This is a genomic window from Marinomonas polaris DSM 16579, from assembly GCF_900129155.1.
Lineage (GTDB): Bacteria > Pseudomonadota > Gammaproteobacteria > Pseudomonadales > Marinomonadaceae > Marinomonas > Marinomonas polaris.
On record NZ_FQVF01000008.1, the window covers coordinates 199,108 to 226,076 of the forward strand.

At 42.2% G+C, this 26,969-nt stretch carries 25 protein-coding genes; 22 read left to right on the forward strand and 3 right to left on the reverse strand.

The annotated features are described in order from the left end of the window. Window positions 1–8 precede the first annotated feature (8 nt). The 8 genes from lpxB (at window position 9) to BUA59_RS10490 (ending at window position 10,986) form a co-directional block, all read left to right on the forward strand. On the forward strand, window positions 9–1,166 hold the full coding sequence (lpxB, locus tag BUA59_RS10455; RefSeq protein ID WP_072839645.1) for a lipid-A-disaccharide synthase: 1,158 nt from the start codon (window positions 9–11) through the stop codon (window positions 1,164–1,166). Then, window positions 1,166–1,765, forward strand: a complete 600-nt coding sequence (gene rnhB / locus BUA59_RS10460) for a ribonuclease HII (protein WP_072839646.1) — start codon at window positions 1,166–1,168, stop codon at window positions 1,763–1,765. Before lpxB ends, rnhB begins: the two co-directional genes overlap by 1 nt. A 4-nt stretch (window positions 1,766–1,769) precedes the next feature. Next, entirely contained in the window at window positions 1,770–5,246 is a 3,477-nt protein-coding gene (dnaE, locus tag BUA59_RS10465) for a DNA polymerase III subunit alpha (protein WP_072839647.1), read from the forward strand. Window positions 5,247–5,372: 126 nt separating this feature from the next. Next, window positions 5,373–6,320 (forward strand): acetyl-CoA carboxylase carboxyl transferase subunit alpha, encoded by a 948-nt coding sequence (gene accA / locus BUA59_RS10470; protein WP_072839648.1) that lies wholly within the window; start codon window positions 5,373–5,375, stop codon window positions 6,318–6,320. 79 nt (window positions 6,321–6,399) lie between these two features. Beyond that, window positions 6,400–7,719 carry a tRNA lysidine(34) synthetase TilS gene (gene tilS / locus BUA59_RS10475; RefSeq protein WP_072839649.1) on the forward strand — a complete coding sequence of 440 codons (1,320 nt, stop codon included), beginning with the start codon at window positions 6,400–6,402 and terminating at the stop codon, window positions 7,717–7,719. A gap of 139 nt (window positions 7,720–7,858) precedes the next feature. Beyond that, the gene (locus tag BUA59_RS10480) at window positions 7,859–8,062 is read left to right on the forward strand and encodes a DUF1656 domain-containing protein (RefSeq protein WP_072839650.1); all 204 of its coding nucleotides are present in this window, start codon (window positions 7,859–7,861) and stop codon (window positions 8,060–8,062) included. Window positions 8,063–8,066: 4 nt separating this feature from the next. Beyond that, window positions 8,067–8,927 (forward strand): efflux RND transporter periplasmic adaptor subunit, encoded by an 861-nt coding sequence (locus tag BUA59_RS10485; protein ID WP_072839651.1) that lies wholly within the window; start codon window positions 8,067–8,069, stop codon window positions 8,925–8,927. 19 nt (window positions 8,928–8,946) lie between these two features. After that, window positions 8,947–10,986: an FUSC family protein gene (locus tag BUA59_RS10490; protein ID WP_245813132.1), complete on the forward strand. Its 2,040-nt coding sequence runs from the start codon at window positions 8,947–8,949 to the stop codon at window positions 10,984–10,986. Between the two features lie 48 nt (window positions 10,987–11,034). On the opposite strand, the gene BUA59_RS10495 is transcribed toward BUA59_RS10490, so the two are convergent. Further along, on the reverse strand, window positions 11,035–11,715 hold the full coding sequence (locus tag BUA59_RS10495) for a nucleoside/nucleotide kinase family protein (protein ID WP_072839653.1): 681 nt from the start codon (window positions 11,713–11,715) through the stop codon (window positions 11,035–11,037). Between the two features lie 127 nt (window positions 11,716–11,842). Between BUA59_RS10495 and BUA59_RS10500 the strand changes: the two genes are divergently transcribed. Further along, complete coding sequence (locus BUA59_RS10500; RefSeq protein WP_072839654.1) at window positions 11,843–12,139, forward strand: DUF6482 family protein; 297 nt, start codon at window positions 11,843–11,845, stop codon at window positions 12,137–12,139. Here BUA59_RS10500 and BUA59_RS10505 read toward each other — a convergent pair. After that, window positions 12,136–12,861 (reverse strand): GntR family transcriptional regulator, encoded by a 726-nt coding sequence (locus BUA59_RS10505; RefSeq protein ID WP_072839655.1) that lies wholly within the window; start codon window positions 12,859–12,861, stop codon window positions 12,136–12,138. The two genes, BUA59_RS10500 and BUA59_RS10505, sit on opposite strands and share 4 nt — an antisense overlap. A gap of 239 nt (window positions 12,862–13,100) precedes the next feature. On the opposite strand from BUA59_RS10505, the gene BUA59_RS10510 reads away from it, so the two are divergent. The 13 genes from BUA59_RS10510 to rpoS all read left to right on the forward strand — a co-directional run bounded on the left by BUA59_RS10510 (window position 13,101) and on the right by rpoS (window position 25,403). Beyond that, window positions 13,101–14,207 carry an aromatic ring-hydroxylating dioxygenase subunit alpha gene (locus BUA59_RS10510; RefSeq protein WP_072839656.1) on the forward strand — a complete coding sequence of 369 codons (1,107 nt, stop codon included), beginning with the start codon at window positions 13,101–13,103 and terminating at the stop codon, window positions 14,205–14,207. Window positions 14,208–14,283: 76 nt separating this feature from the next. Further along, window positions 14,284–15,240: a PDR/VanB family oxidoreductase gene (locus tag BUA59_RS10515; protein WP_072839657.1), complete on the forward strand. Its 957-nt coding sequence runs from the start codon at window positions 14,284–14,286 to the stop codon at window positions 15,238–15,240. Window positions 15,241–15,437: 197 nt separating this feature from the next. Continuing rightward, complete coding sequence (locus tag BUA59_RS10520; RefSeq protein WP_072839658.1) at window positions 15,438–17,072, forward strand: CTP synthase; 1,635 nt, start codon at window positions 15,438–15,440, stop codon at window positions 17,070–17,072. A gap of 51 nt (window positions 17,073–17,123) precedes the next feature. After that, complete coding sequence (eno, locus tag BUA59_RS10525; protein WP_072839659.1) at window positions 17,124–18,425, forward strand: phosphopyruvate hydratase; 1,302 nt, start codon at window positions 17,124–17,126, stop codon at window positions 18,423–18,425. A gap of 110 nt (window positions 18,426–18,535) precedes the next feature. Next, complete coding sequence (locus BUA59_RS10530; protein WP_012069014.1) at window positions 18,536–18,814, forward strand: septum formation initiator family protein; 279 nt, start codon at window positions 18,536–18,538, stop codon at window positions 18,812–18,814. After that, window positions 18,811–19,530 carry a 2-C-methyl-D-erythritol 4-phosphate cytidylyltransferase gene (gene ispD / locus BUA59_RS10535; RefSeq protein ID WP_072839660.1) on the forward strand — a complete coding sequence of 240 codons (720 nt, stop codon included), beginning with the start codon at window positions 18,811–18,813 and terminating at the stop codon, window positions 19,528–19,530. The genes BUA59_RS10530 and ispD overlap by 4 nt, the downstream gene beginning before the upstream one ends. Window positions 19,531–19,546: 16 nt before the next feature. Continuing rightward, entirely contained in the window at window positions 19,547–20,041 is a 495-nt protein-coding gene (ispF, locus tag BUA59_RS10540; RefSeq protein ID WP_072839661.1) for a 2-C-methyl-D-erythritol 2,4-cyclodiphosphate synthase, read from the forward strand. 38 nt (window positions 20,042–20,079) lie between these two features. Then, window positions 20,080–21,171: a tRNA pseudouridine(13) synthase TruD gene (truD, locus tag BUA59_RS10545; protein WP_072839662.1), complete on the forward strand. Its 1,092-nt coding sequence runs from the start codon at window positions 20,080–20,082 to the stop codon at window positions 21,169–21,171. After that, window positions 21,152–21,898, forward strand: a complete 747-nt coding sequence (gene surE, locus BUA59_RS10550) for a 5'/3'-nucleotidase SurE (RefSeq protein ID WP_072839663.1) — start codon at window positions 21,152–21,154, stop codon at window positions 21,896–21,898. Before truD ends, surE begins: the two co-directional genes overlap by 20 nt. After that, a complete protein-coding gene (locus BUA59_RS10555) occupies window positions 21,895–22,560 on the forward strand; it encodes a protein-L-isoaspartate(D-aspartate) O-methyltransferase (protein WP_072839664.1) in 666 nt (221 codons plus the stop codon). Before surE ends, BUA59_RS10555 begins: the two co-directional genes overlap by 4 nt. After that, window positions 22,553–23,482 (forward strand): DUF368 domain-containing protein, encoded by a 930-nt coding sequence (locus tag BUA59_RS10560; protein ID WP_072839665.1) that lies wholly within the window; start codon window positions 22,553–22,555, stop codon window positions 23,480–23,482. The genes BUA59_RS10555 and BUA59_RS10560 overlap by 8 nt, the downstream gene beginning before the upstream one ends. Window positions 23,483–23,591: 109 nt before the next feature. Beyond that, window positions 23,592–24,359, forward strand: a complete 768-nt coding sequence (locus tag BUA59_RS10565) for a peptidoglycan DD-metalloendopeptidase family protein (protein ID WP_245813127.1) — start codon at window positions 23,592–23,594, stop codon at window positions 24,357–24,359. Between the two features lie 27 nt (window positions 24,360–24,386). Next, complete coding sequence (rpoS, locus tag BUA59_RS10570) at window positions 24,387–25,403, forward strand: RNA polymerase sigma factor RpoS (RefSeq protein WP_072839667.1); 1,017 nt, start codon at window positions 24,387–24,389, stop codon at window positions 25,401–25,403. Between the two features lie 64 nt (window positions 25,404–25,467). On the opposite strand, the gene BUA59_RS10575 is transcribed toward rpoS, so the two are convergent. Further along, window positions 25,468–26,910 carry an AhpA/YtjB family protein gene (locus tag BUA59_RS10575; RefSeq protein ID WP_072839668.1) on the reverse strand — a complete coding sequence of 481 codons (1,443 nt, stop codon included), beginning with the start codon at window positions 26,908–26,910 and terminating at the stop codon, window positions 25,468–25,470. Window positions 26,911–26,969 lie beyond the last annotated feature (59 nt).

Below are 26,969 nucleotides of genomic sequence, written 5' to 3' on the forward strand. Positions count from 1 at the left end.
TTGTATAAATGCAAGTAACGTCTGCGACACGGTATGTGTTGGTAGCTGGTGAAGCTTCGGGTGATATTCTGGGCGCAAATTTGATCGCTCACCTAAAGATGTTACAACCCGAAGCAATTTTTGAAGGTATTGGTGGTCCACTAATGGAAGCGCAAGGTTTCAAGAGTGTTGTGCCGATGGATCGATTGTCTGTCATGGGCTTGGTTGAAGTCTTAGGGCGGCTCAGAGAGCTTTTGGGTATTCGTAAGCGCCTATACCAGTCTTGTTTAAACAATCCCCCTACTGCTTTTATTGGTATAGATTCACCTGATTTTAATATGCCGCTTGCGAGAAAATTAAAACAAGCAGGTATACCGACAGTTCATTATGTTAGTCCGTCAGTTTGGGCATGGCGTCAAAAACGGATTTTTAATATCAAAAAATCCATCGACCTTATGTTGGCACTTTTTCCGTTTGAATTACCTATTTATCATGAGCACGACATTCCGGTAGTTTGTGTTGGGCATACGTTAGCTGATGATATACCTTTTGAAAGTGATGTCACTATTGCCAGAGAGAAGCTTAATCTAGGGCCTATTAATGGTCCTGTTTTTGGTATTTTACCTGGGTCTCGTGAAGGTGAAGTGTCTCGTTTAGCGCCGCTTTTTATCGATACCATTAAATTGATTAAGCAAAAAGAACCTTCTGCTACTTTTTTGATTCCTGCATCGAATAAAGAGCGTCGAACTCAAATAGAAGCAATATTGCATGAAGCCAATGCCGAAGCTATTTTGATTGATGGGCAATCACGCACTGTGATGGCAGCATCAGATGCTATTCTACTTGCATCTGGTACGGCAGCATTGGAAGCTATGCTAGTGAAACGACCAATGGTTGTGTCCTACCGGGTCAATAAGCTTACTTTCGCTATTATGTCTAGAATGGTTAAAGTTCCTTATGTTTCTTTGCCTAATTTGTTGGCTAATGAAGCGTTAGTGCCTGAGCTTCTTCAGGATGATGCGACGCCAGATAATTTGGCGACACGATTGTTACAAACTTGGCGGTCTTTTATTACCGATAAAGCCATTCAAGCCAAGTATCTAGATTTGCATACCATGTTGCGCAAAAATGCTGGTGCGCAGGCGGCTCAAGCTATTGTTAGTATGCTTGAAGGAAAAGATAAATAATGGAACCTTTTGTTAGTCAGGTATATTTTGGAAATTTATTGGCCGGGACTGATGAGGCTGGAAGAGGGCCGTTAGCGGGAGAAGTTGTGGCTGCAGCAGTGATTTTAGATCCGTCACGACCCATTGCTGGCTTAGCTGATTCCAAAAAACTAAGTGAAAAAAAACGCGAAGCTTTATTTGTTGAAATACAAGAAAAAGCCTTGGCTTATGGCATTGCCAGCGCAACGATAGAGGAAATTGACGAGATAAATATTCTTCATGCCAGTATGTTGGCTATGTCTCGTGCGGTTGCTTTACTTTCCATAGTTCCAGAACATGTATTAGTTGACGGTAACCGTATTCCGCCTAATTTACCTTGTTCTGCAGAAGCTGTGGTTAAAGGCGATGCTCGGCAATCGGCTATTTCTGCCGCCTCTATTTTGGCTAAAGTCACACGTGATAGAGATATTGTTCAAGTGTCACAGATTTACCCAGAATACGGTTTTGAAAAACATAAAGGTTATCCTACTGCCCAGCATCTAGAAGCGATTCGTTTGCATGGTATCACGCCGATTCATAGACGCAGTTTTGGTCCAGTTAAGAAGATTTTAGAGGGATAATATTTTGTCCACGTCATTTATACATCTACGAGTCCATACCGAATTTTCTTTGGTGGATGGCTTGGTAAAAATCAAAGGCTTGCTCGGCACTACCGAGTTTATGTCTATGCCTGCCGTCGCTATTACGGACGAAAATAACCTATGTGGCTTTGTACGCTTTTACAAAGGGGCTATGGAAAAAGGCATTAAGCCTATTTGTGGTGCGGATGTTGTCGTTGCCGAAGACGATGATGTGGATTCTCGTTACCGCTTTACCTTATTGGCTACGTCGAATAAGGGCTATAAAAACATAATTGCCATCATTTCGAAGGGGTACCAGCTAGGCCAGGTAGAAGGTCGTCCAATCGTTCAACGAGAGTGGATAGAAACGCATAGTGAGGATGTCATTGCTTTATCTGGCGCAGGTTTTGGTGATATTGGTTACCTACTGCAAAAAGGTCGACACGAGCAGGCTAAAAACCGTTTAGCTCATTGGATGTCAGTATTCCCCAATCGCTTTTATGTCGAGTTGCAACGAACCAGCCGACCCGGAGAAGAAAGCTATATTCATGCCGTAGTACCTTTGGCTGGCGAGCTAGATTGTCCTGTTGTGGCAACCAATGATGTACGTTTTCTAAAGCGTGAGAACTTTGAAGCCCACGAGGCGCGAGTTTGTATTCATGATGGTGTGACTTTAGATGACCCGCGTCGCAAGCGTCGTTATTCCGAAGAGCAATATTTTAAAACGCCTGAAGAAATGGCGGAGCTTTTTCAAGATATACCTGAAGCTTTAGAAAATACCGTAGAGATTGCTAAGCGTTGTAGTGTTGATGTTCTGTTGGGTGAGTACTTTTTGCCTGACTATCCAGTGCCTGAAGGCATGACGATGGAGGAGTTCTTTAGCAAGCTATCATATGATGGTTTGATAGAGCGTTTTAACTTTCTCACCAAAAAATATGGCGAACGTATCGAAAAGCGCCGTCAGGAATATTGGGATCGTTTGGATTTTGAATTAACTATTATTAACCAGATGGGGTTCCCTGGTTACTTCTTGATCGTAATGGACTTTATTCAGTGGGCAAAAGATAACGACATTCCTGTTGGTCCAGGTCGTGGTTCTGGTGCCGGTTCTTTGGTGGCTTATGCTCTTAAAATTACCGACCTTGATCCACTCGAATACGATTTGTTATTTGAGCGATTCTTGAACCCAGAGCGGGTATCCATGCCTGACTTTGATATCGATTTCTGTATGGATAACCGTGACCGAGTAATCGATTATGTGTCGCGTACCTATGGACGTGATGCTGTATCTCAGATCATCACTTTCGGTGCAATGGCAGCAAAAGCCGTGGTTCGAGATGTGGCTAGGGTGCAAGGTAAGCCTTATAGCCTAGGTGACAAGTTATCTAAGTTGATACCTTTTGAAATCGGTATGACGCTTAAAAAAGCCTTGGAAGAAGAGCCAGCATTACCGGAATTTTTAGCGGGCGATGAAGACGCAGCTGAAGTCATGGAAATGGCGATATCTTTAGAGGGCGTGGTACGTAACTTTGGTAAGCACGCTGGTGGTGTAGTAATCGCACCGACTAAGCTAATTGATTTTGCCCCGCTTTATTGTGAAGAAGACGGTTCTGGTCTGGTTACCCAATACGATAAAAATGACGTTGAAGAAGCTGGCTTAGTAAAATTCGACTTCTTAGGCTTGAAAACGCTGACGGTTGTCGATTGGGCCGTTAAAAACATTGATACTATTAATGCGTTAGAGGGTAAGCCACCGCTCGATATCTCTTTGATCGATCTGGAAGACAGGTCCACGTATGACCTCCTAAAAAGAGCGGAAACTACCGCGGTATTCCAGCTGGAATCTCGCGGTATGAAAGAGTTGATTAAAAAGCTTTTGCCTTCGCGCTTTGAGGATATTATCGCTTTGGTGGCTTTATATCGTCCGGGGCCATTGGGTTCGGGCATGGTGGACGACTTTATCAACCGTAAGCACGGTCGTGCTGAGCTGGCTTTCCCTCATCCAGATTATCAACATCAAGATCTGATTCCTGTATTGGAACCGACTTACGGCATTATCTTGTATCAAGAGCAAGTAATGCAGATAGCTCAGGTATTGGCTAAGTTCTCTCTGGGTGGTGCTGACTTACTTCGTCGTGCGATGGGTAAGAAAAAAGCCGAGGTCATGGCTGAGCAGCGTTTGATCTTCATGGAAGGCGCACTTAAAAATAATGTCGATAGGGACTTGTCAGGTAACATCTTTGATTTGATGGAGAAATTCGCTGGTTATGGTTTTAACAAATCTCACTCGGCGGCGTATGCACTGGTTTCCTATCAAACAGCTTGGCTAAAAAATCATTATCCAGCACCTTTCATGGCAGCTGTATTGTCTGCTGATATGCAGAATACGGATAAGATCGTTATCTTCATTGAAGAGTGTCGTTCAATGAAGCTAGCGTTAGAGTTACCTAACGTCAATGAGTCAGTTTTCAAATTTACTGTTAATCCAAAAGGTGCCATCGTCTATGGGCTGGGAGCGATTAAAGGCGTGGGTGAAGGTCCGATTGAGGCCATTGTAGAAGCTCGCAAAGAAGGTCCTTTCGAGCATATTTTTGATTTCTGCCAACGAGTTGGTCGTAAAGTTAATAAGCGAGTAATGGAGGCTTTGGTTCGCTCTGGGGCGTTTGATACTATAGGCCCGAATCGAGCTACGTTATTTGCTTGTATTGATGAGGCACTGAAACGAGCCGTTCAAGATGCTAAAAACCAAGATGCTGGCATGATGGATTTATTTGGTATCGCGGTAGAAGAAAATACCGAGGATGCTTATAGGGAAATTGGGATTCAACATGAATGGCCACCACGTCAGCGTCTTGATGGCGAAAAAGATACGCTTGGCTTGTATGTGACAGGTCACCCAATAGATGAATATGAAAAAGAGATTCGTCGCTTTGTTCGTTCAAAAATTGTGGATTTACAACCAAAACGTGGTGATACGCAGGTCATGGCGGGTTTGATTGTTGACTTACGTATTACCAAGAGTAAAAAAGGTGGTAACATCGCCTTTGTAACACTAGATGACCGTTCCGCTCGAATAGAAGTGACGGTATTTCCTGATAACTACGATACCTTCAAAGACGTTATTGTCAAAGATGAGGTTGTAGTTGTGGAGGGTGAAATTACCGTTGACGAATTTCGTGGCGGACAAAAAGTTATAGCAAGAAATATTCTTGATATTGCTCAGGCTCGAGTTCGTTATGTAGAAGCATTGCGAATTACGTGGACGTCAGAGACAGTAACACCAACAGAAATACAGACATTGGCAAACTATATGGAATCATATCGAGGTGATGGCTGCGATGTGGTGATAGGTTTTGATACGCCGCAAGCATGTGGTGATATCCGTTTAGGATCGGGTTGGAAGGTTCGTCCGGATGACGAATTAATTCACCAACTTCAGAAACAATACGGTAAACAAAATGTTCAGTTAGTGTATACTTAGACTCATTTAAATAGTTTTTGCAATGGAGTGCAGCGTAGAAATGCGCTTAATAGAGCTATAGAGCAAACGGCTAGCCGCCTTTTGTCCTTGTATTTGATGGCAACCAAACAGTAGTGTAATTAAACCATGAATTTAGATTATCTCCCATTTGAGCAGCCGATTGCTGAGCTCGAACAGAAAATTGAAGAGTTACGTTTAGTCGGTAACGATAATGAACTCAACATAGGCGATGAAATTAGTCGTCTTGAAGATAAAAAAATAGCGTTAACTAAGAGTTTATTTAGTAATTTAGGGGCATGGGAAGTTTCTCAGTTAGCGCGTCACCCAAAGCGCCCATATACTCTTGATTATATTAAACACGCTTTTACTGATTTTGAAGAAATGCATGGTGATCGTCATTATGCCGATGACCGCGCCATTGTTGGTGGTATTGCCCGTTTAGACGGCCGTCCAGTAATGCTTATTGGTCATCAAAAAGGTCGTGAAGTAAAAGAAAAAGTACTTCGTAATTTCGGTATGCCTCGTCCAGAAGGTTATCGTAAGGCCCTGCGTTTGATGGAAACAGCAGAGCGTTTCAATATGCCTATCGTGACATTAATTGACACACCTGGAGCCTATCCTGGTATTGGCGCGGAAGAGCGTGGCCAGAGTGAAGCAATTGCTTTTAACTTGGCAGTTATGTCTCGCCTTAAAACTCCGATTATTTCTACAGTAATCGGTGAAGGTGGTTCTGGTGGTGCTTTGGCAATAGGCGTTTGTGATGAGCTAATGATGCTGCAATACGGCACATACTCTGTTATTTCACCGGAAGGTTGTGCATCTATTCTTTGGAAGAGTGCAGACCGTGCTTCTGATGCGGCGAAAGCAATGGGCATTACGGCTCAGCGTCTACAAGAGTTGGGTTTTGTTGATAACATTATTCAAGAGCCTCTTGGTGGTGCGCATATTGCCCATGAAGAAATTGCACAGAGTTTAAAGAAAAATGTTCTTGCAGCATTGGATCGTATGGAAGCCTTGACAACAGAAGAGCTATTGGCTCGTCGTTACAACCGTTTAATGTCTTACGGTCTATAAGTTTTTGTTTTCTTAAAAAGCCTCCTATATTGGGGGCTTTTTTGTTTCTTACGTTTAAGGCACTTTGCTCCCAAACTTTATGATGAAACGCTCAACTCCTAAATCACTAATTTCTTTGTCGCCTCTTAGATTTAATGCTGAGTGGATAGATTCCTTATTTTCTGAGGTAGATAGAGTCTGGATTGGCTTTAGTGGCGGCGTAGATTCCCATGTCTTGCTGCATGCTTTGGTGAATCAAATATCAGTGGAGCAAAAACAAAAGCTTGTAGCGCTTCATGTCCATCATGGTTTGAGTATTAATGCCGATGATTGGCTAAAGCATTGTGAGGTTGTTTGTGACAGCCTTGATGTGCCTTTTATTGCACAACGAGTTCAGTTAGATGCTCAGGCTTCTCTAGAAGATGCGGCTCGTAATGCTCGTTATCAAGCCTTTCAAAAGGTAATGAGTGATCGGGATGTGATTCTGTTGGCTCATCACGCTGGTGATCAGGTTGAAACTGTGTTGTTTCGTTTATTGCGAGGAACGGGCGGAAAGGGTTTATCTGGTATTCCATACGAAAGGCCGCTTGGCTATGGTAGTACCCGTTTGATCCGTCCTCTGCTAGCTGCTTCAAAAAACGATATTGAATATTACGCTCAGCAACACCAACTTGTTTGGATTCATGATGAGTCCAATGCCGACGAGCATTTTACGCGTAATTTTCTTCGTCAAAGTGTCGTGCCAGTTCTGAAAGAACGCTTTCCAAAAATGGAGCGAAATATCGTCTCCAGTGCGCAACGAATTGCGACGGATTATGCCATGCTTTCTCTGTTTGCTCAGCGGCAGTTAGTTGCTTGGTGCAACGAACTTGGCGGTTTGGTTTTATCTAATATTGCTGATAAATCGATTGAGGAACGGCTTTTTTGGTGGCGACATTTTTTGCAAGATAAAGGGGTTTCATTACCTCAAGCCCAGTTGCTAAGTATTGAGGCGATGTTTTCCAGTGCGGAAGATAAACAACCTGAATTTGAATTTTCCCATGGACGGATAATGCGCCATCAAAATGCGGTTTACCTCCTGCCATCTGATGAAGCCGTTAAGCTAGCTGCTTTGTTTTCTGGTGAGGCTTTGTTGCGCCCATTTGACGAAATTTGTGTAAGTGGCAGTGATGCTTGTGTGTTGAAGGCTCGTCCTCAGGGTGAGAGTTTAATGATGCCAAATGGCAAAACTCGTAAGTTAAAAAAATGGCTTAACGATGAAGCGATACCAAACTGGTGGCGTGAACATCTTCCTTACTTGTACTTAGATGATGCATTGGTTGCTATTGGTGATCTTTGGTTACATCCAGATTATTCTTATCTCGAAATTAAGTGGCAACCAAGTTCAGCGCTACCACTGCTAAGAGCAAAATGTAGCTAATTGTTATTATTGTGTTTTTATTTAGCTGTTAGCTGCACAATTAGTTGGTGTTATCGCGATAAAATTCTATTCTTAATACGCTATCTGTTTTTGAGTGATTCGTAACACTGTCTAACGTCTTAACGACAGGATATTCATAATGCTTCATGTGGTTGTTTTTGGTGGCTTAGAGTTTAGTCCCTTGGTCATTTATTTTCCGATTGCTTTCTTATTAGCAGCGTTAACTCGTTTTGCTCTTCATCGCTTGGACTGGCACGATCGTATTTGGCGAGTGGCTTGGTTTGAAGTGTCATTATTTGTTTGTTACTTGGCACTAACTGTTTATTTATTAGGTGGAAGATAAATCAATGGCGAAATATCTACGTATTCTTTTGACTGTGTTGGTTGTTGTGGCTGCTATTTTTGCTGGACGCTGGGTGTGGAATGATTATATGCATTCCCCTTGGACTCGTGATGGCCGTATTCGTGCAGACATAGTGACGGTTGCACCTGATGTGTCTGGTTGGGTAACGAATCTGAATATCACCAATGATCAGGCCGTTAAAGAAGGTGATTTACTGTTCAGTGTTGATCAAAAGCGTTATCAAGCAGCATTTAATCAAAGTAAAGCCAACACAGAAAATGCTTTGTATTCTTGGCAGTTGGCGAAACATAAGTACGAACGACGTACTGCATTGCTTAGTCAAAAAGCCATTAGCGCTGAAGATTTAGAGTCTTCTCGTATCAGTACCGAAATCGCCAAAGCAAATTATGATTTGGCTGTAGCCCAGCAAGCGACAGCTCAGCTTAATTTAGACCGAACTCAAGTGCATGCACCTGTGTCAGGTCATATTATTAACTTGAATTTACGTCAGGGAAATTATGTTGGCCAAGGAGCCTCGGTTTTTGCCATTGTTCAGTCAGATTCCTTTTATGTAACTGGCTATTTTGAGGAAACCAAAATACCCTTGGTTCATTTAAATCAACAAGCAAAAATAACGTTATTGAGCGGTGGTAAGCCATTAACGGGTCATGTTGTAAGTATTGGTAAAGCCATAGCGAATACCAATACTCAGAGTAATGGTCAGCTTTTGCCGCAGGTTCAGCAAACCTTTAACTGGGTGCGCTTATCGCAACGCATTCCGGTAGATATCAAGTTAGATCCGTTAGCAGAAGAAACACAATTGAGCGCTGGTATGACGGCCACTATTCATCTTACTAAGCGGTAAGGAGATAGCCTTGGGAATCGTGCTTCGTAATCTGTTTTTACCTGAAAAGCAGGCGGTTATTTTTGCGCTCAAAGGCGTTATTGCAATGGCGATGGCGTTAACGATTGCTCTCTCTTTGAATCTCGATCGGCCATATTGGGCGTTAGTTTCCGCTGTTTTTTTGCAAATGCGTCCTGAAAGTGGCTTAGTCGTTGAGAAAGCCATTTGCCAAATTGTCGGCACTATTATAGGTGGCCTATTTGGTATTTTATTATTAACTCAATTGATGCCATATCCCTATTTGGCTTTGGGTGTCTTGGCGTTATGGCTGGGTTTGAATTCCGCCTTATCCGCTCTGGTGCGACAAGCTAATTTCGTTTATGCATTTGCCATGGCTGCGGTAACGTCAGAAATCATTGTTTTGATGGTGATGGTGAACCCGTCAACTGCAGATAGTCAGGCTGTGTTTAATATTGCTCAAGCTCGTGTAAGCGAAATTGTTATCGGGTCCATTTGTGCGGGTGTTGTCAGTCATATGTTCTGGCCAGTTAAAGTCAAAGACAGTCTGCAAATGCAGGCCAGATCGGTGATTAATCAAACGTTGCAGTATCTTGTTACCGAGTTAGATCGGACGGGAACTCATGAAAACCGTCATAAGCAAATTGATGGCATTATGGCGACACTAGGTATGGTGAGCGAAGATTCTAGTGCCGCCAGTTATGAAGGGCCAAAGGGGCCAGGGCGAACAAGAGCAGCCAATCAATTGGCTCAGAAAGTACTGTCTCTATTGGCTTTGGTGCAGATTTTTGGTCGTTTGCAGCGCCGTCATGCGGAATTAATAACGCCTACCTTAAATCAGTTGCTTGATCAATTACGTGAGGCATTTGATCGTATTGCTGAGTCTAGTGATTTTGACTATTGCTTGGATCAGGTTAAAACATTACGTCGTGATCTTGCCGATTATCGCGCTAAAAATAACTCGGATTCACCTTTTGAATCTCACATGCTAAATGTTGGTGCGGAAATCACGTCAGAGTTGACTGTCTTACTGCGAGCGTATCGAGCATTAGAGGAGCGTGATAGCACCTTGTTGAATGCACCCAGTATGTTGAGTTATCGAGATCCATTAGCTGGATTGATTATTGGGGTACGAACCACTGTAGTATTCTTGATTGGTGCTTGTATCTGGGTAAGTACTGGTTCTACAGCAGCATTAATGATCATGATTTTGCCGGTGATTTTTTCAATCATGCTGGCCCGATTGCCTTTGATGGTTCTAAAAGTTGTTCTAAAAAGGCTATTGATTGGTGTTGTCGCAGCGGTAGTTGTGGCGGTTTTTTTCGCGCTTAATTTATTGTCACAAAGTTCCGGGCAATTAGAGATTTTATTGCTTGTACTAGCTGCTCCATATTTTATCGGTTTATTGCTTCTTGCGGATCGGCAAACTCTGCCTTATGGCTTGGGCTTCTGTATTCCTTTTTCCATTCTAGTTAGTCCAAGTAGGGACATGAGTCGGGCTTTTTCTATCGATTACACAATGAGCTCTGCCATGGCAATTTTTGCAGGCGTGTGTATTTTATTTTGGGTATTTCATCTGATTACTGGGCCAAGTGTTCAGTTATTGGTTCATCGTATCTTTAAAACAACTTACCAAGATTTATTGGAAATTGATCAACATACCAGCCCAACTGCTTGGTATAACCGCCGTATGGCGGATCGGTTGTTACGTTTAACAAATTATGATCAAGGCTCTAAATCGCGTGCAATTACTGATTTAGCATTGACCGCTTTAAATCTTGGGCATGTTTCTATTCGATTGCGCTCGATCTGTGAAAGCTTGGCTGGAAAACAGCCGTTGTACTCATTGGAAAATTGGCAGACCGCCTTAGCAAATGCTTTTTTATTGGCAAGTAAAGGTCGGTGTGATGATGGCTTTGAAAAAGCCTGTAAGTCTTTATATGATGAGTTGATTAGTCTTGTAGGGGATTCTAATCAGGTTGAAGCCATTCAAGGTATGTTCTTACGGATCAACCTGACATTTGAAAGAAGCGCTGAAGCTATTGCAGCCCAAAGAGCGTAGCGACATAAAGTCTCAAAAAAATATAAAAATTAAGAGTCTAGATAAGCTTTAGACTCTTAACAACCAATCAGCCTGACCTTTGTACGTTGAGACTAATTCTGCGTTTAGTCCGTCGCTTTGATTGATTCTATCCATAGCTTGTTGATGACTGAAGCCCCAAGCTTTCATGTGTCGCTTTGCTAGTCGCTTTATTGCTACTTCGACAGGAATGTCTAAAAACCAATGCTCATCAAACAAGGCTTTAGATTCTTGCCAACCATCTTGCTGATGCAGCAAATACAAGCCTTCAACGAGTATGACCTTGGTTTCTTTCTTTATCGATAAATCATCTTCAATAGGGTCACCCAAAGCGTGGTCAAAGCTTGGCCATAAAATATCGTCTTGTTGGTAACCTTGTTGAATCTTCTTAACTTGCTCTACAAAGGCCGTGCTATCAAATGTCCAAGGTGCACCTCGTCTAGCGAAGGCTTCTTCCGAGTTAGGTAGAGCTTGGAGTTGGGCTTTAGACAGGTGAAAACCATCCATTGAAAGGCAAACAACTTGCGAGTTTTGTTGCTTTGTAAAATGATCGAGCAAATAGTCAGCTAGGGTGCTTTTACCCGAGCCTGGTCCACCGGTTAAACCGATTAAAGTGCGACCTGGCTTGTCCATATAAGCTTGGATTTTATCAAATGCAGTTTGCACATCTGCTGAATTTTTATAGCTGCTGTTAATATCAGGGAGTGTCATGTTTTTTCCTGTTCTTATTATTCATTGCAGTACTTTAGCATGAACTTATCACGGCGATTCGCAATTTTATGTGAACTGAGTAATGGCTAAATGCGTATCTAAATAAAAACAGCAAAGGTACATTGTCATGCTATTAAAAGAGCTTAAAAAGATTTCTCATGTCGACAAGGTAAAGCTTCATTCTTTGGAGTCAAACTTGTATCAGCTGTCGGTGGTGATCGGAGACAAAGAAGAATATATACAAACGGAACAAGGGCGTTTTCTTACTAGTCATAATAAGCTAGATCTGCAAGCCTTGTTCAAAGGCAAGAATGTTGGCGCTATGGTGCTTTGTCATCAAAGTGCTTATGACGAAATGGTTGGGCAACCTATTGGTATTAGTAACGCCTTAGAAGTGCCGCTTGGTAATACGGATCTTTCTTAGGTTATAGTGCCTAGATTATTAAGAACGTGCATTTTCTCGCCATTTTCCTCCATTTGGGAGAATATTTTTGCGTAGCTGTGTGTGGCATTGGCATGCTCACGCATGATGGCTTCAGCGCGGCTTCCTTGTCCGTGGCTGATAGCATCAAATACCGCGTGATGTTGCATGTGAGCAAAGTTAAAACGGCGATATTCTTGGGCAAGATTATGACGATCAAATGCCAGAGCACTAACCGATGCAAAAGGCAGATGCTCGTTACGACTTAAGGCTTCAGCTATGGCTGGGTTTAAACTGGCTTCTATAATGATTTGATGAAAACGCTGGTTCATGTCGTGGTATGTGGCAAGATCTTGTTCATTGATAGTGCCTTTCGTAAACAATTCATCGCCTTGTTTTAATAGTTGTAACAATTCGTTGCTCTGCGCTTTTGATAGTGTATTTTCAGCCGCTTGTCTTGCTGCCAAACCCTCCAACACGCCTCGTACCTCAATAGAACCGCTAATCTCTGCTTGCGTCACTTGGCGAACAATGTAGCCACGTCCTGATAATTTGGTCAGTAAGCCTTCTTGTTCTAGGGTTCGAAAGGCAATGCGTACTGGCGTGCGTGACACGCTAAGTTGTTCTGCGGTTGGAATTTCAGCAAGGCGTTGTCCTGACTCTAGTTCGCCAGACAAAATCATTTGTCGCAATCGACTGATTACTTGTTGTCCAGGTTTACTCATTGGAAAGTACTCATTGCTCTTGCCTCAGCGTTTTTCGTAAAAAATAATCATAACGTAAATATGGGTGAAAAAGGAATAATTGGATCCAATGGGGAAGCTTTTATTTATCAATTGCTTAGGGTAGAGACTATTATTCATTATGTATTAAATGGATCCAATTAATGCATAGCTATATTGTTTTTTGATTTATTTTGTCTATATTGGATCCAATGAATAAAAATAAAAGCAGGAGAATTTCAATGAGTCAGCAAACTTTCCCTAAAAATACGTGGTATGTCGCAGCTATGTCTGAAGAGGTTGCGGGCAGCAAACCTCTTGGTCGTAAAATTTGCGGTGAAAGCATCGCTTTTTACCGTTCCCACGATAACGAAATTGCTGCGGTATTGGATTTTTGTCCACACCGCGGAGCTGCTTTGTCTTTAGGCTATGTCGAAGAAGGTCTTTTGGTTTGTGGTTACCATGGTTTAAAAATGGGTGCTGATGGCAAAACTAAAGAAATGCCATTGCAGCGTGTAAAAGGCTTTCCTTGCATGAAGTCCTATGCGGTTGAAGAGCGCTATGGTTTTATTTGGGTGTGGCCGGGCGATCAATCTCAAGCAGATAAAGCTTTGATTCCTCATTTAGAATGGGCGGTAAACCATGAGTGGGCTTATGGCGGTGGCTTGTATCATATCAACTGCGATTATCGTTTGATGGTCGATAACCTGATGGATTTGACCCATGAGACTTATGTGCATGCTGGCAGTATTGGTCAGAAAGAAATCGATGAGTCTCCTGTCTCAACTACGGTGGATGGCGATAAGGTCATTACCAGCCGTTTTATGGAAAACATTATGGCGCCACCATTTTGGCAATCGGCGCTACGAGGTAATGGTTTGGCTGACGACGTTTTAGTGGATCGTTGGCAGATTTGTCGTTTCAGTCCGCCTTCTCATGTGATGATTGATGTTGGCGTTGCTCATGCTGGAAATGGTGGGTTTGATGCGCCTGCGGATAAAAAAGCCAGCAGCACTGTAGTTGATTTCATTACACCTGAAACTGAAACTTCTATTTGGTATTTCTGGGGTATGGCACGTAATTTCAAACCAGAAGATCAGGCATTAACCGATACTATTCGTGAAGGGCAGGGCAAAATTTTTGCTGAAGATTTGGACGTGCTTGAGCGTCAACAGCAAAACTTATTGGCTTTTCCAGACTATGATTTATTGAAGCTTGATATTGATGCTGGTGGCGTTCAGTCAAGACGAGTGATTGATCGACTTATCAGTAAAGAGCTGGCAGCCAAAGAGCAACCTAAGGCGTCACCATCTCAGGCGAATGCACCGCTTCAAACTGCGTCATTTTAACTTAATCGATGCCAGCTAGGGCATTATATAAGTTAAGCCCTAGTTTTAAAAAAAAACAACAGGTTAGGAGAGCCAGATGATTCCGGTAGTGGTAAGAAACGTTGTTACCGAAGCACAAGGTGTGGTTCGGCTGGTATTGGGTTCTGAGGATGGCTCAGATTTGCCTAGTTTTGACGCTGGGGCGCATATTGATCTTCATTTGCCCAGTGGTTTGATTCGCCAATATTCATTGTGTCGTATACAGCCGGAAGCGCAGTATTATGAAATTGCTGTATTAAAAGATCCGCAATCAAGAGGTGGTTCGGCAGAGGTACATCGCTTGAAGATTGGTGATACTCTGTTGATTAGCACGCCTAAGAATCACTTTCCTTTGATGGATACAACGCGCCATAGTGTCTTGATTGCTGGTGGTATTGGTGTAACACCGATATTGCCAATGGCGCAACAGTTACAAAAAATGGGATTGTCTTTTGAATTTCATTATTGTGCGAGGTCTCCTGAGACGGCGGCGTTTTCATCGGCATTAGAAAGTGCTTCTTTTGCTGATAAAATGCAGTTTCACTACAGTGAAGTGGCAGGATCTAGTCAAATGGACGTGGTGAGTGTTTTGTCTCGTCACGCGAACGATTCTGAATTGTATATTTGTGGCCCTGCAAGCTTTATTGATTACGTGTTATTGCAAGCAAAAATGTTAGGTTGGCCTGAAGACCGTTTGCACCGAGAGTTCTTTGCAGCGCCGATACTCGATGAAAATGTAAGTGAAAATACCGCATTTAAAGTCAAAATCCACAGTACTGGCGAGATCTTTGATGTTGGAGTCGATCAAAGTATTTTTGAGGCTTTAGATGAAAACGGTATTTTTCTTGCTGTGTCTTGCGAATCTGGCGTATGTGGTACCTGTCAAACAGGTGTTATAGATGGCGTTCCTGATCACAGAGATGTCTTTTTAACGGATAAAGAACATGCTCAAGGCAAGTTGATTATGCCTTGCTGTTCTCGCTCTAAAACCCCAGTCTTAGAGTTAGACTTATAGTTCTGCTTTAACTGGCCTCTTCTTTCTTAGCTTTGTTCAAAGCTCTCTTGGTATAGATCTTTCACTCAATGTAAAACAACTGTGTTTTACATTGAGTGAAATGCCTTCCGATGTTATTATTTTCCCCCGTCCTGAAGGTATATTGTTATGTGCTTTCAAATCTCATTTTTTTATATTTTAAGGCGGGTTAAACACTCATGGCGACACGATATATTTTCGTTACAGGTGGTGTAGTTTCATCTCTTGGTAAAGGTTTGGCAGCAGCATCTTTGGCCGCAATCCTTGAATCTCGTGGTCTAAAAGTCACCATGCTAAAGCTAGATCCATACATCAACGTGGATCCAGGCACCATGAGTCCTTTCCAGCACGGCGAAGTATATGTCACAGAAGACGGCGCTGAAACTGATCTAGATCTTGGTCACTACGAGCGTTTCATCTCCACTAAAATGGGCAAACGCAATAACTTTACCAGTGGTCGTGTTTATCAACATGTTCTTAAAAAAGAGCGTCGTGGTGAATACCTTGGTGGAACCGTTCAAGTAATTCCACATATTACAGATGAAATCAAACGCCGCGTTATCTCTGGTGCTGAAGGCGCAGATGTTGCTTTGGTTGAAATCGGCGGTACCGTTGGTGATATTGAATCACAACCTTTCTTAGAAGCTATTCGCCAATTAAAAGTAGAATTGGGCCCACGTCGCGCATTATTCATGCATTTGACTTTGGTTCCTTATATTCGTACTGCTGGCGAAACCAAAACCAAGCCTACTCAGCATTCCGTAAAGGAGCTTCGCTCTATCGGTATTCAACCTGACATTCTTATCTGTCGTTCTGAAGTGTCTATTGAAGCGCCAGAGCGTAAGAAAATTGCTTTGTTTACTAGCGTTGAAGAACGTGCGGTTATCTCTCTTCCTGATGCCGATACTATTTATCGTATTCCACAGATGTTGAATGACCAAGGGTTAGATAGCCTGATCGTTGAATATTTCAATCTAGATTGCGATATGCCAAATCTAGATATCTGGAACAAAGTAACTCAGGCTAAATTGAACCCTGAGAAGCAAATCAATATCGCCATGGTTGGTAAATACATGGAGTTGTTGGATGCGTATAAGTCGTTGATTGAAGCAATGGATCACGCTGGTATTCATGCTCGTACAAAAGTGAAATTGCACTACATCGACTCTGAAAGTATTGAAGAAAAAGGTACGGAAGTACTAAAAGGAATGGACGCAATTCTCGTTCCTGGTGGTTTCGGTGAGCGCGGTGTTGAAGGTAAGATATTGACGGCTCAGTATGCTCGTGAAAATAAAGTACCTTACTTAGGTATTTGTTTGGGTATGCAAGTAGCGGTAATCGAATTTGCTCGTAATGTGGCAAATTTAGCCGGTGCACACAGCACCGAGTTTAATTTAAAAGCAGAGAACCCAGTTGTTGGTCTGATTACAGAATGGACTAATGCAGAGGGTTCCAAAGAAATCCGGTCAGAGGAATCCGATCTAGGTGGCACTATGCGTCTTGGCGCGCAGAACTGTAATCTTACTGAAGGCACAAAAGCCTTTGACGCTTACGGTAAAGCAGTCATTAAAGAGCGTCATCGCCATCGTTATGAAGTAAACAACTTTTATGTTGATGCGTTGGAAGCAGCAGGTTTGACGATTTCAGGTCGTTCAGAAGACAATTCCTTAGTAGAGATGATCGAAATTGCTGATCATCCTTGGTTTGTTGCTTGTCAGTTCCATCCAGAATTTACTTCAACACCTAGATATGGACACGGCCTGTTCAGTGCCTTTGTACATGCGGCATTGAAATATGCAGGAAAAGAAAAATAAGTAGATCAAACTGGCAGTTTGTGATTTTTCATTTATTTTAAGAGGTTTGTTATGAGTCAAATCGTTGATATTAAAGCCAGAGAAGTTTTAGATTCTCGTGGTAATCCTACCGTTGAAGCTGATGTTTTTTTGGCAGACGGCTCCGTAGGTTCAGCGTGCGCACCGTCTGGTGCCTCTACCGGTTCTCGTGAAGCTTTAGAATTGCGTGATGGCGACAAAAGTCGTTACCTAGGCAAAGGCGTATTAAAAGCGGTTGCAGCGGTTAACGGTCCAATCCGTGACGCTTTGATCGGCAAAGATGCCCTTGCTCAAGCTGAACTTGATCACATTATGATTGATCTTGATGGTACAGAAAACAAATCTACTTTTGGTGCTAACGCTATTTTGGCGGTTTCTTTGGCAGCGGCGAAAGCGGCAGCGATTTCTAAGAAAGTTCCATTATACGCTCACATTGCAGACATCAATGGCACACCAGGCGTTTACTCAATGCCAGTACCTATGATGAACATCATCAATGGTGGTGAGCACGCTGACAACAACGTTGATATTCAAGAGTTCATGATTCAACCAGTTGGTGCGCCAAACTTCCGTGAAGCTTTGCGTTACGGTGCTGAAATCTTCCATGCACTCAAAAAAGTATTGAGCGATCGCGGCTTAAGCACTGCGGTTGGTGATGAGGGTGGTTTTGCGCCTGATTTGTCATCTAATGCTGAAGCATTGGCTGTTATCAAAGAAGCGGTTGCAGCAGCAGGCTACGAGCTAGGTAAAGACATAACTTTGGCGATGGATTGTGCTGCCTCTGAGTTTTACGACAAAGAAGCAAATATCTACAACCTTAAAGGTGAAGGCAAAAAATACACGTCAGAAGAGTTTAACTTCTTCCTGCAAGACCTTACTAAGCAATATCCAATTGTTTCTATCGAAGATGGTCTTGACGAGTCTGACTGGGATGGTTTCGCACATCAAACCAAACTAATGGGTGATAAAATCCAATTAGTGGGTGATGATCTGTTCGTTACTAACACCAAGATTTTGAAGCGTGGTATCGATAACGGTATTGCAAACTCAATCTTAATCAAGTTTAACCAAATCGGTTCGTTAACTGAGACGTTGGCCGCTATTAAAATGGCAAAAGACGCTGGTTTTACAGTTGTTATCTCTCACCGTTCTGGTGAAACAGAAGACGCGACTATTGCAGATCTTGCAGTTGGTACAGCGGCTGGTCAAATTAAAACGGGTTCTCTATGCCGTTCTGACCGTGTTGCTAAGTACAACCAATTACTACGTATTGAAGAGCAATTAGGTGGCAAAGCACCTTATAAAGGTCGTTCTGAGATCAAAGGTCAGGCTTAATATCGCCTGATTTAATAAAGGGAGAACTTGGTTCTCCCTTTTTTTATTTTTTTTTGCTTCGATTCCTTTGATAATGAGGGATATGTTTTTTTAGATGTTGAGGGTGTTATATGGCACGTTTGTTAATTTTCTTCTTTGTCTGTGCCGTGGGCTATCAATCTTATCATTTGTATTTTGGTGAGCAGGGCGTTAAGCGACAAGAAGAACTAGCAAAGCAGATCGCCTATCAAGAGCGTATTAACTTACGACTGAAGCACCGTAATCAAGCCCTTAGAGCGCAAGTGCATGATCTCCGCCTTGGAGAAGAGGCTGTAGAGGAGCATGTTCGTAGCGAACTTCAGTATATAAAAGATGGTGAAGTGTTTTATCGCATGGTGAATAAAAAATGATAAAGCCTTTGTGGGTTATTATTCCTGCCGCAGGTGTTGGCCAGCGTATGCAAGCGAATTGCCCAAAACAATATTTACCTCTTGCCGGACAGACCATTCTAGATCGCACTATAGATATTTTCATTTCGCATCCGCTTATTGCTGGTGTGCTCGTTGGTGTGGGGGAGAATGATGCCTATTGGTCTGACTCGAAATGGCAGCAACACGATTTAGTTCATATGTTTGTTGGTGGCAAAGAACGCTGTGATACCGTACAGAAAGGCCTGCGTTATTTATTGGATACAGTAGATGTAATGCAGCAAGATGTTTTGGTTCATGATGCCGCGCGTCCTCTGTTAAGCCAAGCTGCACTGAATCGAATTATTCACCATACCTCTGATCAAGGTGCGTTGTTGGCAATGCCAGCGAAAGATACTGTGAAGCTTCAAGTTTTAGGTCAGCCATTGGTTGATGCTACGCTTGACAGAGGTACTATCTGGTTGGCGCAGACGCCACAGAAATTTCCTGCCCAAGCGTTATTAGACGCATTGCAGCAAGCACAAGCGTATGGTGTTGTGGTGACAGATGAATGCTCTGCGATGGAGTTTTCAGGTTGGCATCCAGATCTTGTTATCGGGGAAAGTAGCAATATTAAAATAACCTTACCCGAAGACCTGCTGATTGCTGAGGCGCTTTTTTCTTATATTTTAGATTCAAACAGTAAGTGCAATTCATAGCACAGGAGTAACTATCATGATGCCTTTTCGTATTGGCCATGGTTTTGATGTTCATAAATTTGGTGAAGGCGATCATATTGTTATTGGTGGCGTTTCTATCCCTTACTCTCAGGGCTTGATTGCCCATTCTGATGGTGATGTCGCATTGCACGCTTTGACCGATGCCTTGTTAGGTGCCGCCGCTTTGGGCGATATAGGAAAGCATTTTCCTGATACGGATGCTGCTTTTGCTGGTGCAGATAGTCGAATTTTATTAAAGCGTGCTTATCAGGAAATACAGGCCCTTGGTTTTAATGTGGGTAATATTGATATCACCATTATTGCTGAAGCACCCAAAATGCGTCCTTATATTGATGCTATGCGAGCAAATATAGCCGAAGATTTGGCAGTAGATATCAGTGTCGTGAATGTGAAAGCAACGACGACGGAAAAGCTTGGCTTTACCGGTCGAAAAGAGGGTATCGCTGTAGAAGCTGTTGCGCTTATTTTTACACAAGCTAATTTTAATTAAGCTCTTTTTAATCAGTCTCTTTTTAATCAAGGTAATGTATGAATACCGAATGGCGATATGCTTGGTCTAAGCCAATTGTTACTGGGGATTTGAAAACCCATGTACAAGACTTTTACGTCGAAGAGCAGTTAGGTTTTGAGCCTGATGGCAAAGGTGAATTTTGCTTTGTGTTCATTGAAAAGGAAGGGGTGAATACTGATTTCCTTGCTAAACGCTTGGCTCAAATTGTCGGCATTGCTCCGAATAAAGTGACTTACAGTGGTGTGAAAGATCGTCATGCTTGTACGCGTCAGTGGTTCTGTTTACATGTATTGAATCAAGAACCTGATTTATCAACTATTCAGGAAGCGTTTAGAGAGCCGGAAAGTGTTCGAGTGATTGCGCAGTTACGCCATTCGAAAAAGCTTCGCACTGGCGCGCATTTAGCGAATCGCTTTGTTATCCGACTTCGTGACGTTAATGGTGATCTAGACGAGCTAGAAGGGCGTTTGAATCTGATAAAACAAGGTGGTGTACCCAATTATTATGGTCCTCAACGTTTTGGGATAAACGGTAATAATTTGCACTACGGCAAGGACTTTGTTCTAAAAGGGCGGCAAAGTCGCCGCAAATTATCAAAGACAGAATCCTTTTGGTTATCGGCTATTCGTTCTTGGTGTTTCAATGAAGCATTAAGCGATCAAGTTGAAAATGGTATGTGGATGCGTTTATGTGATGGTGATATCGCTCAGTTTCAGCATAAAGATGAGCAGTTCCGTGTAAAAGAAGTAGGTGCTTTGATGCACTTAAGCGTGATGCGAGGCAGTATAAGCCCCGTTTTACCTATGATTAGTGAGGGTTGGGAGGCTGGCACCGGCCATCAGCGCGAGCGAGTAATGAAAGACTCTTTGGCGGAAAGTATGGACTTGGTTGATGCTTTGATTGCCTTTGATCTTTCTAGAGATAGCCGGTTGGCGCGCCTTGTGCCGATGAATATGGCGTGGGAATTGCTAAGAGAGAAAGAAGGAAATGCGCAATTGATCGTTGAATTTTCCTTACCAAAAGGGTGTTTTGCGACCAGTCTGTTGCGTGAAATGATAGATTATACGGATAAGTCTGCAGAGAAATACCATGAGAATATTGATCGCTAATGATGATGGTCTTGATGCGCTTGGTATACAGACGCTAGCTAAATATTTACAGCGAGAGTACGCCATTTTAGTGGTGGCGCCAGATCGTAATCGTAGTGGCGCTAGTAACTCTTTGACCTTGTCTCGCCCTATACAGCCGGTTAAGGTTGTAGAGGGGCAATATCGTGTTGACGGTACGCCGACAGATTGTGTCAATCTGGCATTGTCAGGAGTAATTGATGGCGATGTGGACTTGGTTGTCTCTGGAATTAATCACGGAGCCAATTTGGGTGACGATGTTATTTATTCCGGCACGGTTGCTGCTGCTATGGAAGCTCGTCATTTAGGGCGCCCCGCGTTAGCAGTGTCCTTAGTTGGGAATCAGCATTTTGATACTGCAGCAAAAGTTATAATGCAGCTTTTGAAGGATTCACATACTCTTGAGTTGCCTGCTGGTATCTTATTGAATATCAATGTCCCTGATGTCCCATATAGCGAGCTCAAAGGGATACAGGTGACACGTCTTGGTTATCGCCATAAGGCACAAGCGCCTATTTCAGCTCAACACCCTAAAGGCATTCCAAGCTTTTGGATTGGTGCTTTGTCTGAGCCTCATGATGTGTCGGAGGGAACAGACTTTTGTGCTGTGAATAAGGGCTATGTTTCTATTACGCCAATTCATACGGATATGACTTGTTATGAAGCAAAATCTCCTCTTACAAAATGGACAGACACAATAACGCTATGAGCCTGCACGATCTCAACTGGTTAGTTTCACATACGGAGCCCAAAGCTTCTAAGATGGTTGATCAGCTTAGAAAACATGGGATTACCCATGAAGAACTATTGGCCCTGATGGGCTCTATTCCTCGTCATGAGTTTGTAGAGCCTGCGTTTTCGCATTTGGCTTATTCAGCAACACCACTTCCTATCGGTCGTAATCAAACCATTAGTCAGCCGCTTACCGTAGCCAGGATGACCGAATGGCTTTTGGCGCATTCTCGGCTTGGTCGCGTGTTGGAAATTGGTACCGGATCGGGTTATCAGACTCGAATTTTGTCGCATTTTTTTAATAAAGTTCATACCGTCGAGCGTCACGAACCGCTTTATTTACAAGCGAAGAGGCGTTTGTCGTTGATGGGAGTCAGGAATGTTGAGTACTTATTTGGTGATGGGCAAACTGGATGGCCTAATAAAGTTGAGATGGATGCCGTTATTATTACCGCAATGGCAAGTAAAATTCCGTTAGCCTTGACGGATTGTCTGAAACAGCAAGGTATTTTGATTATGCCGATTGATCATCCTAGCCCACAGATAGGCTGTTGGCGTAAAGAAGGTGATCGTTGGAAATGTCTAGGGACAGAACCTGCGTATTTTGTGCCCTTATTAGAAGGAATGGAACATGCCTAAATGGCTTAGAGTGTATTTGAGTGGTGTGCTAATGGGCGCCGCAGATGTTGTCCCTGGTGTTTCTGGTGGGACGATTGCTTTTATTTTAGGTGTTTATGATCGACTTATTAATGCATTAAGCGGTGTGAATAAAGCCAGTTTGATTATGTTGTTTAAAGGTGATTTAAAAGGCTTATGGAAGCATTTTGATGGTGCTTTTTTATTATCATTGGGTGCGGGTGTTGTCACCAGTATTTTTATGCTTGCAGGCTTGATTACACATCTTTTAGTTGTTTATCCGAGCTATTTGTGGAGTTTCTTTTTTGGGCTGATCTTAGCGTCAGCTTATTTCTTAATTAGTCAGATATCTGGATTTTCTTGGCGGCATTTTGGTGGGCTTATGGTTGGTGTAGCTGTTGGTGCTAGCTTGTCCTTGCTTGTTCCAACTCAGTTAAATACGTCTTACACCATGGTTTTTTGCTCGGGCATGATTGCAATTTGTGCGATGATTTTGCCAGGTATTTCAGGGAGTTTTTTACTGCTGATGCTTGGAATGTACGGATTTATTCTTTCGGCAGTTAAAAGTATGGATCTTGCTGTTATTTTGGTTTTTGCAGCGGGTGCTTTGATTGGATTGTTAACCTTTTCTAAAGTTCTTCATTATTTGCTCAATCATGTAAGGTCCATGACTTTGTCATTTCTTACAGGTGTTATGCTGGGAGCTCTAGTTAAAGTATGGCCTTGGAAGGTGACGGATACTTGGAGTGTTATAGGTGATAAAAAACTGCCGTTAGAAGAGCATCTTGTGTTGCCTTGGGAGCTCCTCAATTATTATTGGCCGACTGATTTTTTACTTCCAGTTGTGTTTGTTTTTATAGGTTTTTTGAGTGTGATTCTTATTTCTTACATATTTTTACGAAAATCGACAAATAGTAATAATTAATTTAAATCGGATATTGGGGTAAAGAATTATCTTCCGTTGCGTCCTTAAAAGTCATGATTGTTCATCGCTAGCTTGGTTAATAAGTCGGCTTGTTTTGTTGTGCTTTTTATTGTCGGGATGCTCTTATGAACTGTTGCATTATTCGGCAAAAAACAATCGAACTTACGCCTCAAATAATGCCAGTGTATCTTCTATTCCTTCCTCTGGTGTTCACCGTGTCCAGAGCGGTGAAACCTTGTTCTCTATTGCTTTCCGCTATGGGTTAGACTATCGCGAACTTGCTAAATCGAATCATATTGATTCCCCTTATACCATTTATCCTAAGCAAAAAATCCGTCTAATTGGCGTCCAAAATACGCCTCCTTCAGTCGCTAATAATTCGACATCTTCTATCCCTTTAATTGTATCAAATACGAAAAATATACCCTCTAAATCTGATCCGATTGTTTCTGTCAAAGTGTCTGAAAAATTGTCTAAAAATGATACGAAAGACGAAAAAATATCGGGTAGTTGGTCTTGGCCTGTTGATGGACAGGTCACTAGGGGGTTTTCAAACGCTGGCGTTAGTAGTAAAGGTATAGATATAAAGGCTGAGCAAGGAGCATTGGTAAAAGCGGCTGCTGATGGAACGGTTGTTTATGCAGGCAGCGGTCTTATTGGTTATGGCAATCTTGTTATCGTGAAGCACAACGATGTATATCTTAGTGCTTATGCTTACAACGAAAGAATATTGGTAAAAGAAAAGCAAAATGTTCGAGCAGGTGATTCTCTTGCTGTTATCGGTGGCAAGGGAGATGATAGGCCACTACTTCACTTTGAGGTTCGTCGAGATGGTCAGCCTATTGACCCGTTAGATGTTTTGCCCAAAATGAATTAAGCGAAATTAGCGTTTTAAGGAGGGGACATGAAGTTTGCAAATATGGATAAAGAAGCAGCTAAGGTTTCGAATATTGGAGATTTTGACCTTGATACACTGGATGATGAGCTCATTGGAGATGTGCTTGTTGACGAGGAATTGGTTGATGAAGAGTTTGAGTCGGCTGTAAGTGCTCGTTATGCCGACGCTGATTCTAGTCGTAACCTTGATGTTACTCAGTTGTATTTAAGTGAGATCGGTTTTTCTCCACTGCTTACTGCCGAGGAAGAAGTATATTTTTCTCGCCTTTCTCTAAAGGGTGATCAAAAAGCGCGTAAGCGCATGATAGAAAGTAATTTACGTTTGGTTGTTAAGATATCTCGACGTTACCTTAATCGAGGTTTATCTCTGTTGGATTTAATCGAAGAAGGCAATCTTGGCTTGATTAGAGCGGTGGAGAAATTTGACCCAGAGCGTGGATTTCGGTTTTCAACTTATGCTACTTGGTGGATACGGCAAACCATCGAACGTGCGATCATGAATCAGACAAGAACCATTCGCTTGCCGATTCATGTAGTAAAAGAGCTTAACGTATATTTGCGCGCAGCTCGTGAACTGACACAAAAGTTAGATCATGAGCCTAGTGCTGAAGAAATTGCAGAAATGCTAGATTGTCCTGTAGAAGATGTACAAAAGATGCTTGGCCTGAATGAAAAGGTTAGCTCAATTGATGCAACATTCGGAGGGGATAATAATGATAAGAGTTTGGTTGAAATTTTAGCAGATACTCTTCATCAGGGGCCAGAAGCGGATCGTCAAGATGGAGATGTTTTAAATAGTATCGAACTTTGGCTTGATGAGTTGAGCGAAAAGCAGTGTGAGGTCATTACACGTCGTTTTGGTCTGCGAGGACATGAAGCCAGCACATTAGAGCATGTTGGCGCTGAAATTGGTTTAACGCGTGAGCGTGTTCGTCAGATTCAAGTCGAGGCATTACGAAAACTGCGTTTAATTATGGATAAAGAAGGTTTGTCATTAGATGATGTGATTCGGTTTGATGATTAACACATAATTTGAACAAAAAAGACCCGCATGAAAGCGGGTTTTTTATGTTCAGGTTTTGGTAAGCTTATAAAGCATTGTCTTCTTGCTCTTCTGGGCTAGCGATCTCAAGAATATGCTTATGGATTTGTTGTTTGTATTTATCTGACATGCCTTTTACTTCATAAGCTAATATTTCTTTGCCATTATCATCAATCACTTCTGGAAGGCCAGTGAATACGCGATTTTGTATGTGCGATAAGGTAAAAATATCATCACTGATTACCAGTTTGTTAATACTTTCAGACTCACTTAACTGATGAATGCTCGTCAAAAGTGTTTCGATTCGATCTGGCTCAAAGCGATTCTCTTTTACCATGTTGGTAACTTGGGTATTACCTTGATGTAATCCTAAATGAAAGTTTAGTTTAGGGATGTCGGTATAGAGTTCATTTTCCAGTAATTTATCAACCAATCCTAAGAATAGCTGTGCTGTACTAACTGCATTAATATATAAATTATCTTCACAATTGTGTGCGCTGAAAAGTACGATCGCTGAGTCATTTTCGTATTGATGAACTTGACCTAAGTAGACTTCGCTTGCTTGAAATATCGCTCGATAGATTGGCGTTAATAAATTAGCTACTTTGAGCGGTGTCATATCTTTGTGCCACTCATCTAAATTAAGAATGTCAAAATAGAGAACACAGCTACGCTGTCTGGATTCTTCAAAGATGGCATCAAAGTTTATTTCAAATTGAGGCTTTGCAACTTGTGAGGCACTTTCTTCTTCTGCCTCGATTGGCTTTTCTATTTCTTCTTTAGGGCGTTCTATGGATTGGATTTTTTCAATCGCTTGGAATAGCGCCTTTGCTTCTTTATATATGGGTTTTGGTAATTCGGTTGGTTTTCGTCCTTTACTATAATTAATGAGAGCAGAAGAGGCATCGTTGATCGGCGCAAAAAGCCATTTTGTGATTAAGATGATCAGCAATAACGCAATGGTACAAGTAAATATAGCTACGCCAATTAACAGATTGTTTAGGTGTTGTAATGTAGCCTGAGCAGGTGTTTTGTCTAGCGTAATTAGTACATGACCAACGATCTCGTCTCTGAATTTTATGCTTGAACTATATACTCTTCGAGTATCACTTGGCCGAAAATCTTGCTCAGATTGCATCCCAGAATTACCACTGTCCGCTTCTGCCAGTAGTTCGTCTTTTTTGTTAAATACTCGAGCACTCAAAATATTGTCATCAACCACTAGACGATTGAGTAACACATTTAAGCTTAATAAATCGTTGTTTAAGATGGACTGCGTGGCATTGAATGCAGCCTGAGTTGCTAAGCTACTGCCTAATACTTCAGTTTGTTGAGATAAATAGTTGCCTAGCGCATGGGTCATTGTGTACCAAAAAATGCACACAGTGAGAATCATAAGCGAGATAAAGGTGGCAACGGTAATGGCTGACGCACTGAGTTTTTTACGTATGAAAGCAGCGATAGCCTTGGTTTTTGGTTGGGTGTCCATTAACTTCCTTTGGGGTAACTCGTAGAACGATGAGTAAAGTATACACATCATAACGGCCG

What these genes read in the sequence shown, in the direction of transcription:
- BUA59_RS10555 (WP_072839664.1), top strand. Translation starts at nt 21,895, where the DNA reads ATGAGCCTGCACGATCTCAACTGGTTAGTTTCACATACGGAGCCCAAA.
- ispF (WP_072839661.1), top strand. Translation starts at nt 19,547, where the DNA reads ATGATGCCTTTTCGTATTGGCCATGGTTTTGATGTTCATAAATTTGGT.
- rnhB (WP_072839646.1), top strand. Translation starts at nt 1,166, where the DNA reads ATGGAACCTTTTGTTAGTCAGGTATATTTTGGAAATTTATTGGCCGGG.
- surE (WP_072839663.1), top strand. Translation starts at nt 21,152, where the DNA reads ATGAGAATATTGATCGCTAATGATGATGGTCTTGATGCGCTTGGTATA.
- BUA59_RS10510 (WP_072839656.1), top strand. Translation starts at nt 13,101, where the DNA reads ATGAGTCAGCAAACTTTCCCTAAAAATACGTGGTATGTCGCAGCTATG.
- BUA59_RS10495 (WP_072839653.1), bottom strand. Translation starts at nt 11,715, where the DNA reads ATGACACTCCCTGATATTAACAGCAGCTATAAAAATTCAGCAGATGTG.
- BUA59_RS10530 (WP_012069014.1), top strand. Translation starts at nt 18,536, where the DNA reads ATGGCACGTTTGTTAATTTTCTTCTTTGTCTGTGCCGTGGGCTATCAA.
- ispD (WP_072839660.1), top strand. Translation starts at nt 18,811, where the DNA reads ATGATAAAGCCTTTGTGGGTTATTATTCCTGCCGCAGGTGTTGGCCAG.
- tilS (WP_072839649.1), top strand. Translation starts at nt 6,400, where the DNA reads ATGATGAAACGCTCAACTCCTAAATCACTAATTTCTTTGTCGCCTCTT.
- BUA59_RS10520 (WP_072839658.1), top strand. Translation starts at nt 15,438, where the DNA reads ATGGCGACACGATATATTTTCGTTACAGGTGGTGTAGTTTCATCTCTT.
- rpoS (WP_072839667.1), top strand. Translation starts at nt 24,387, where the DNA reads ATGAAGTTTGCAAATATGGATAAAGAAGCAGCTAAGGTTTCGAATATT.
- BUA59_RS10500 (WP_072839654.1), top strand. Translation starts at nt 11,843, where the DNA reads ATGCTATTAAAAGAGCTTAAAAAGATTTCTCATGTCGACAAGGTAAAG.
- BUA59_RS10575 (WP_072839668.1), bottom strand. Translation starts at nt 26,910, where the DNA reads ATGGACACCCAACCAAAAACCAAGGCTATCGCTGCTTTCATACGTAAA.
- BUA59_RS10485 (WP_072839651.1), top strand. Translation starts at nt 8,067, where the DNA reads ATGGCGAAATATCTACGTATTCTTTTGACTGTGTTGGTTGTTGTGGCT.
- lpxB (WP_072839645.1), top strand. Translation starts at nt 9, where the DNA reads ATGCAAGTAACGTCTGCGACACGGTATGTGTTGGTAGCTGGTGAAGCT.
- eno (WP_072839659.1), top strand. Translation starts at nt 17,124, where the DNA reads ATGAGTCAAATCGTTGATATTAAAGCCAGAGAAGTTTTAGATTCTCGT.
- BUA59_RS10505 (WP_072839655.1), bottom strand. Translation starts at nt 12,861, where the DNA reads ATGAGTAAACCTGGACAACAAGTAATCAGTCGATTGCGACAAATGATT.
- BUA59_RS10560 (WP_072839665.1), top strand. Translation starts at nt 22,553, where the DNA reads ATGCCTAAATGGCTTAGAGTGTATTTGAGTGGTGTGCTAATGGGCGCC.
- BUA59_RS10480 (WP_072839650.1), top strand. Translation starts at nt 7,859, where the DNA reads ATGCTTCATGTGGTTGTTTTTGGTGGCTTAGAGTTTAGTCCCTTGGTC.
- truD (WP_072839662.1), top strand. Translation starts at nt 20,080, where the DNA reads ATGAATACCGAATGGCGATATGCTTGGTCTAAGCCAATTGTTACTGGG.
- accA (WP_072839648.1), top strand. Translation starts at nt 5,373, where the DNA reads ATGAATTTAGATTATCTCCCATTTGAGCAGCCGATTGCTGAGCTCGAA.
- BUA59_RS10515 (WP_072839657.1), top strand. Translation starts at nt 14,284, where the DNA reads ATGATTCCGGTAGTGGTAAGAAACGTTGTTACCGAAGCACAAGGTGTG.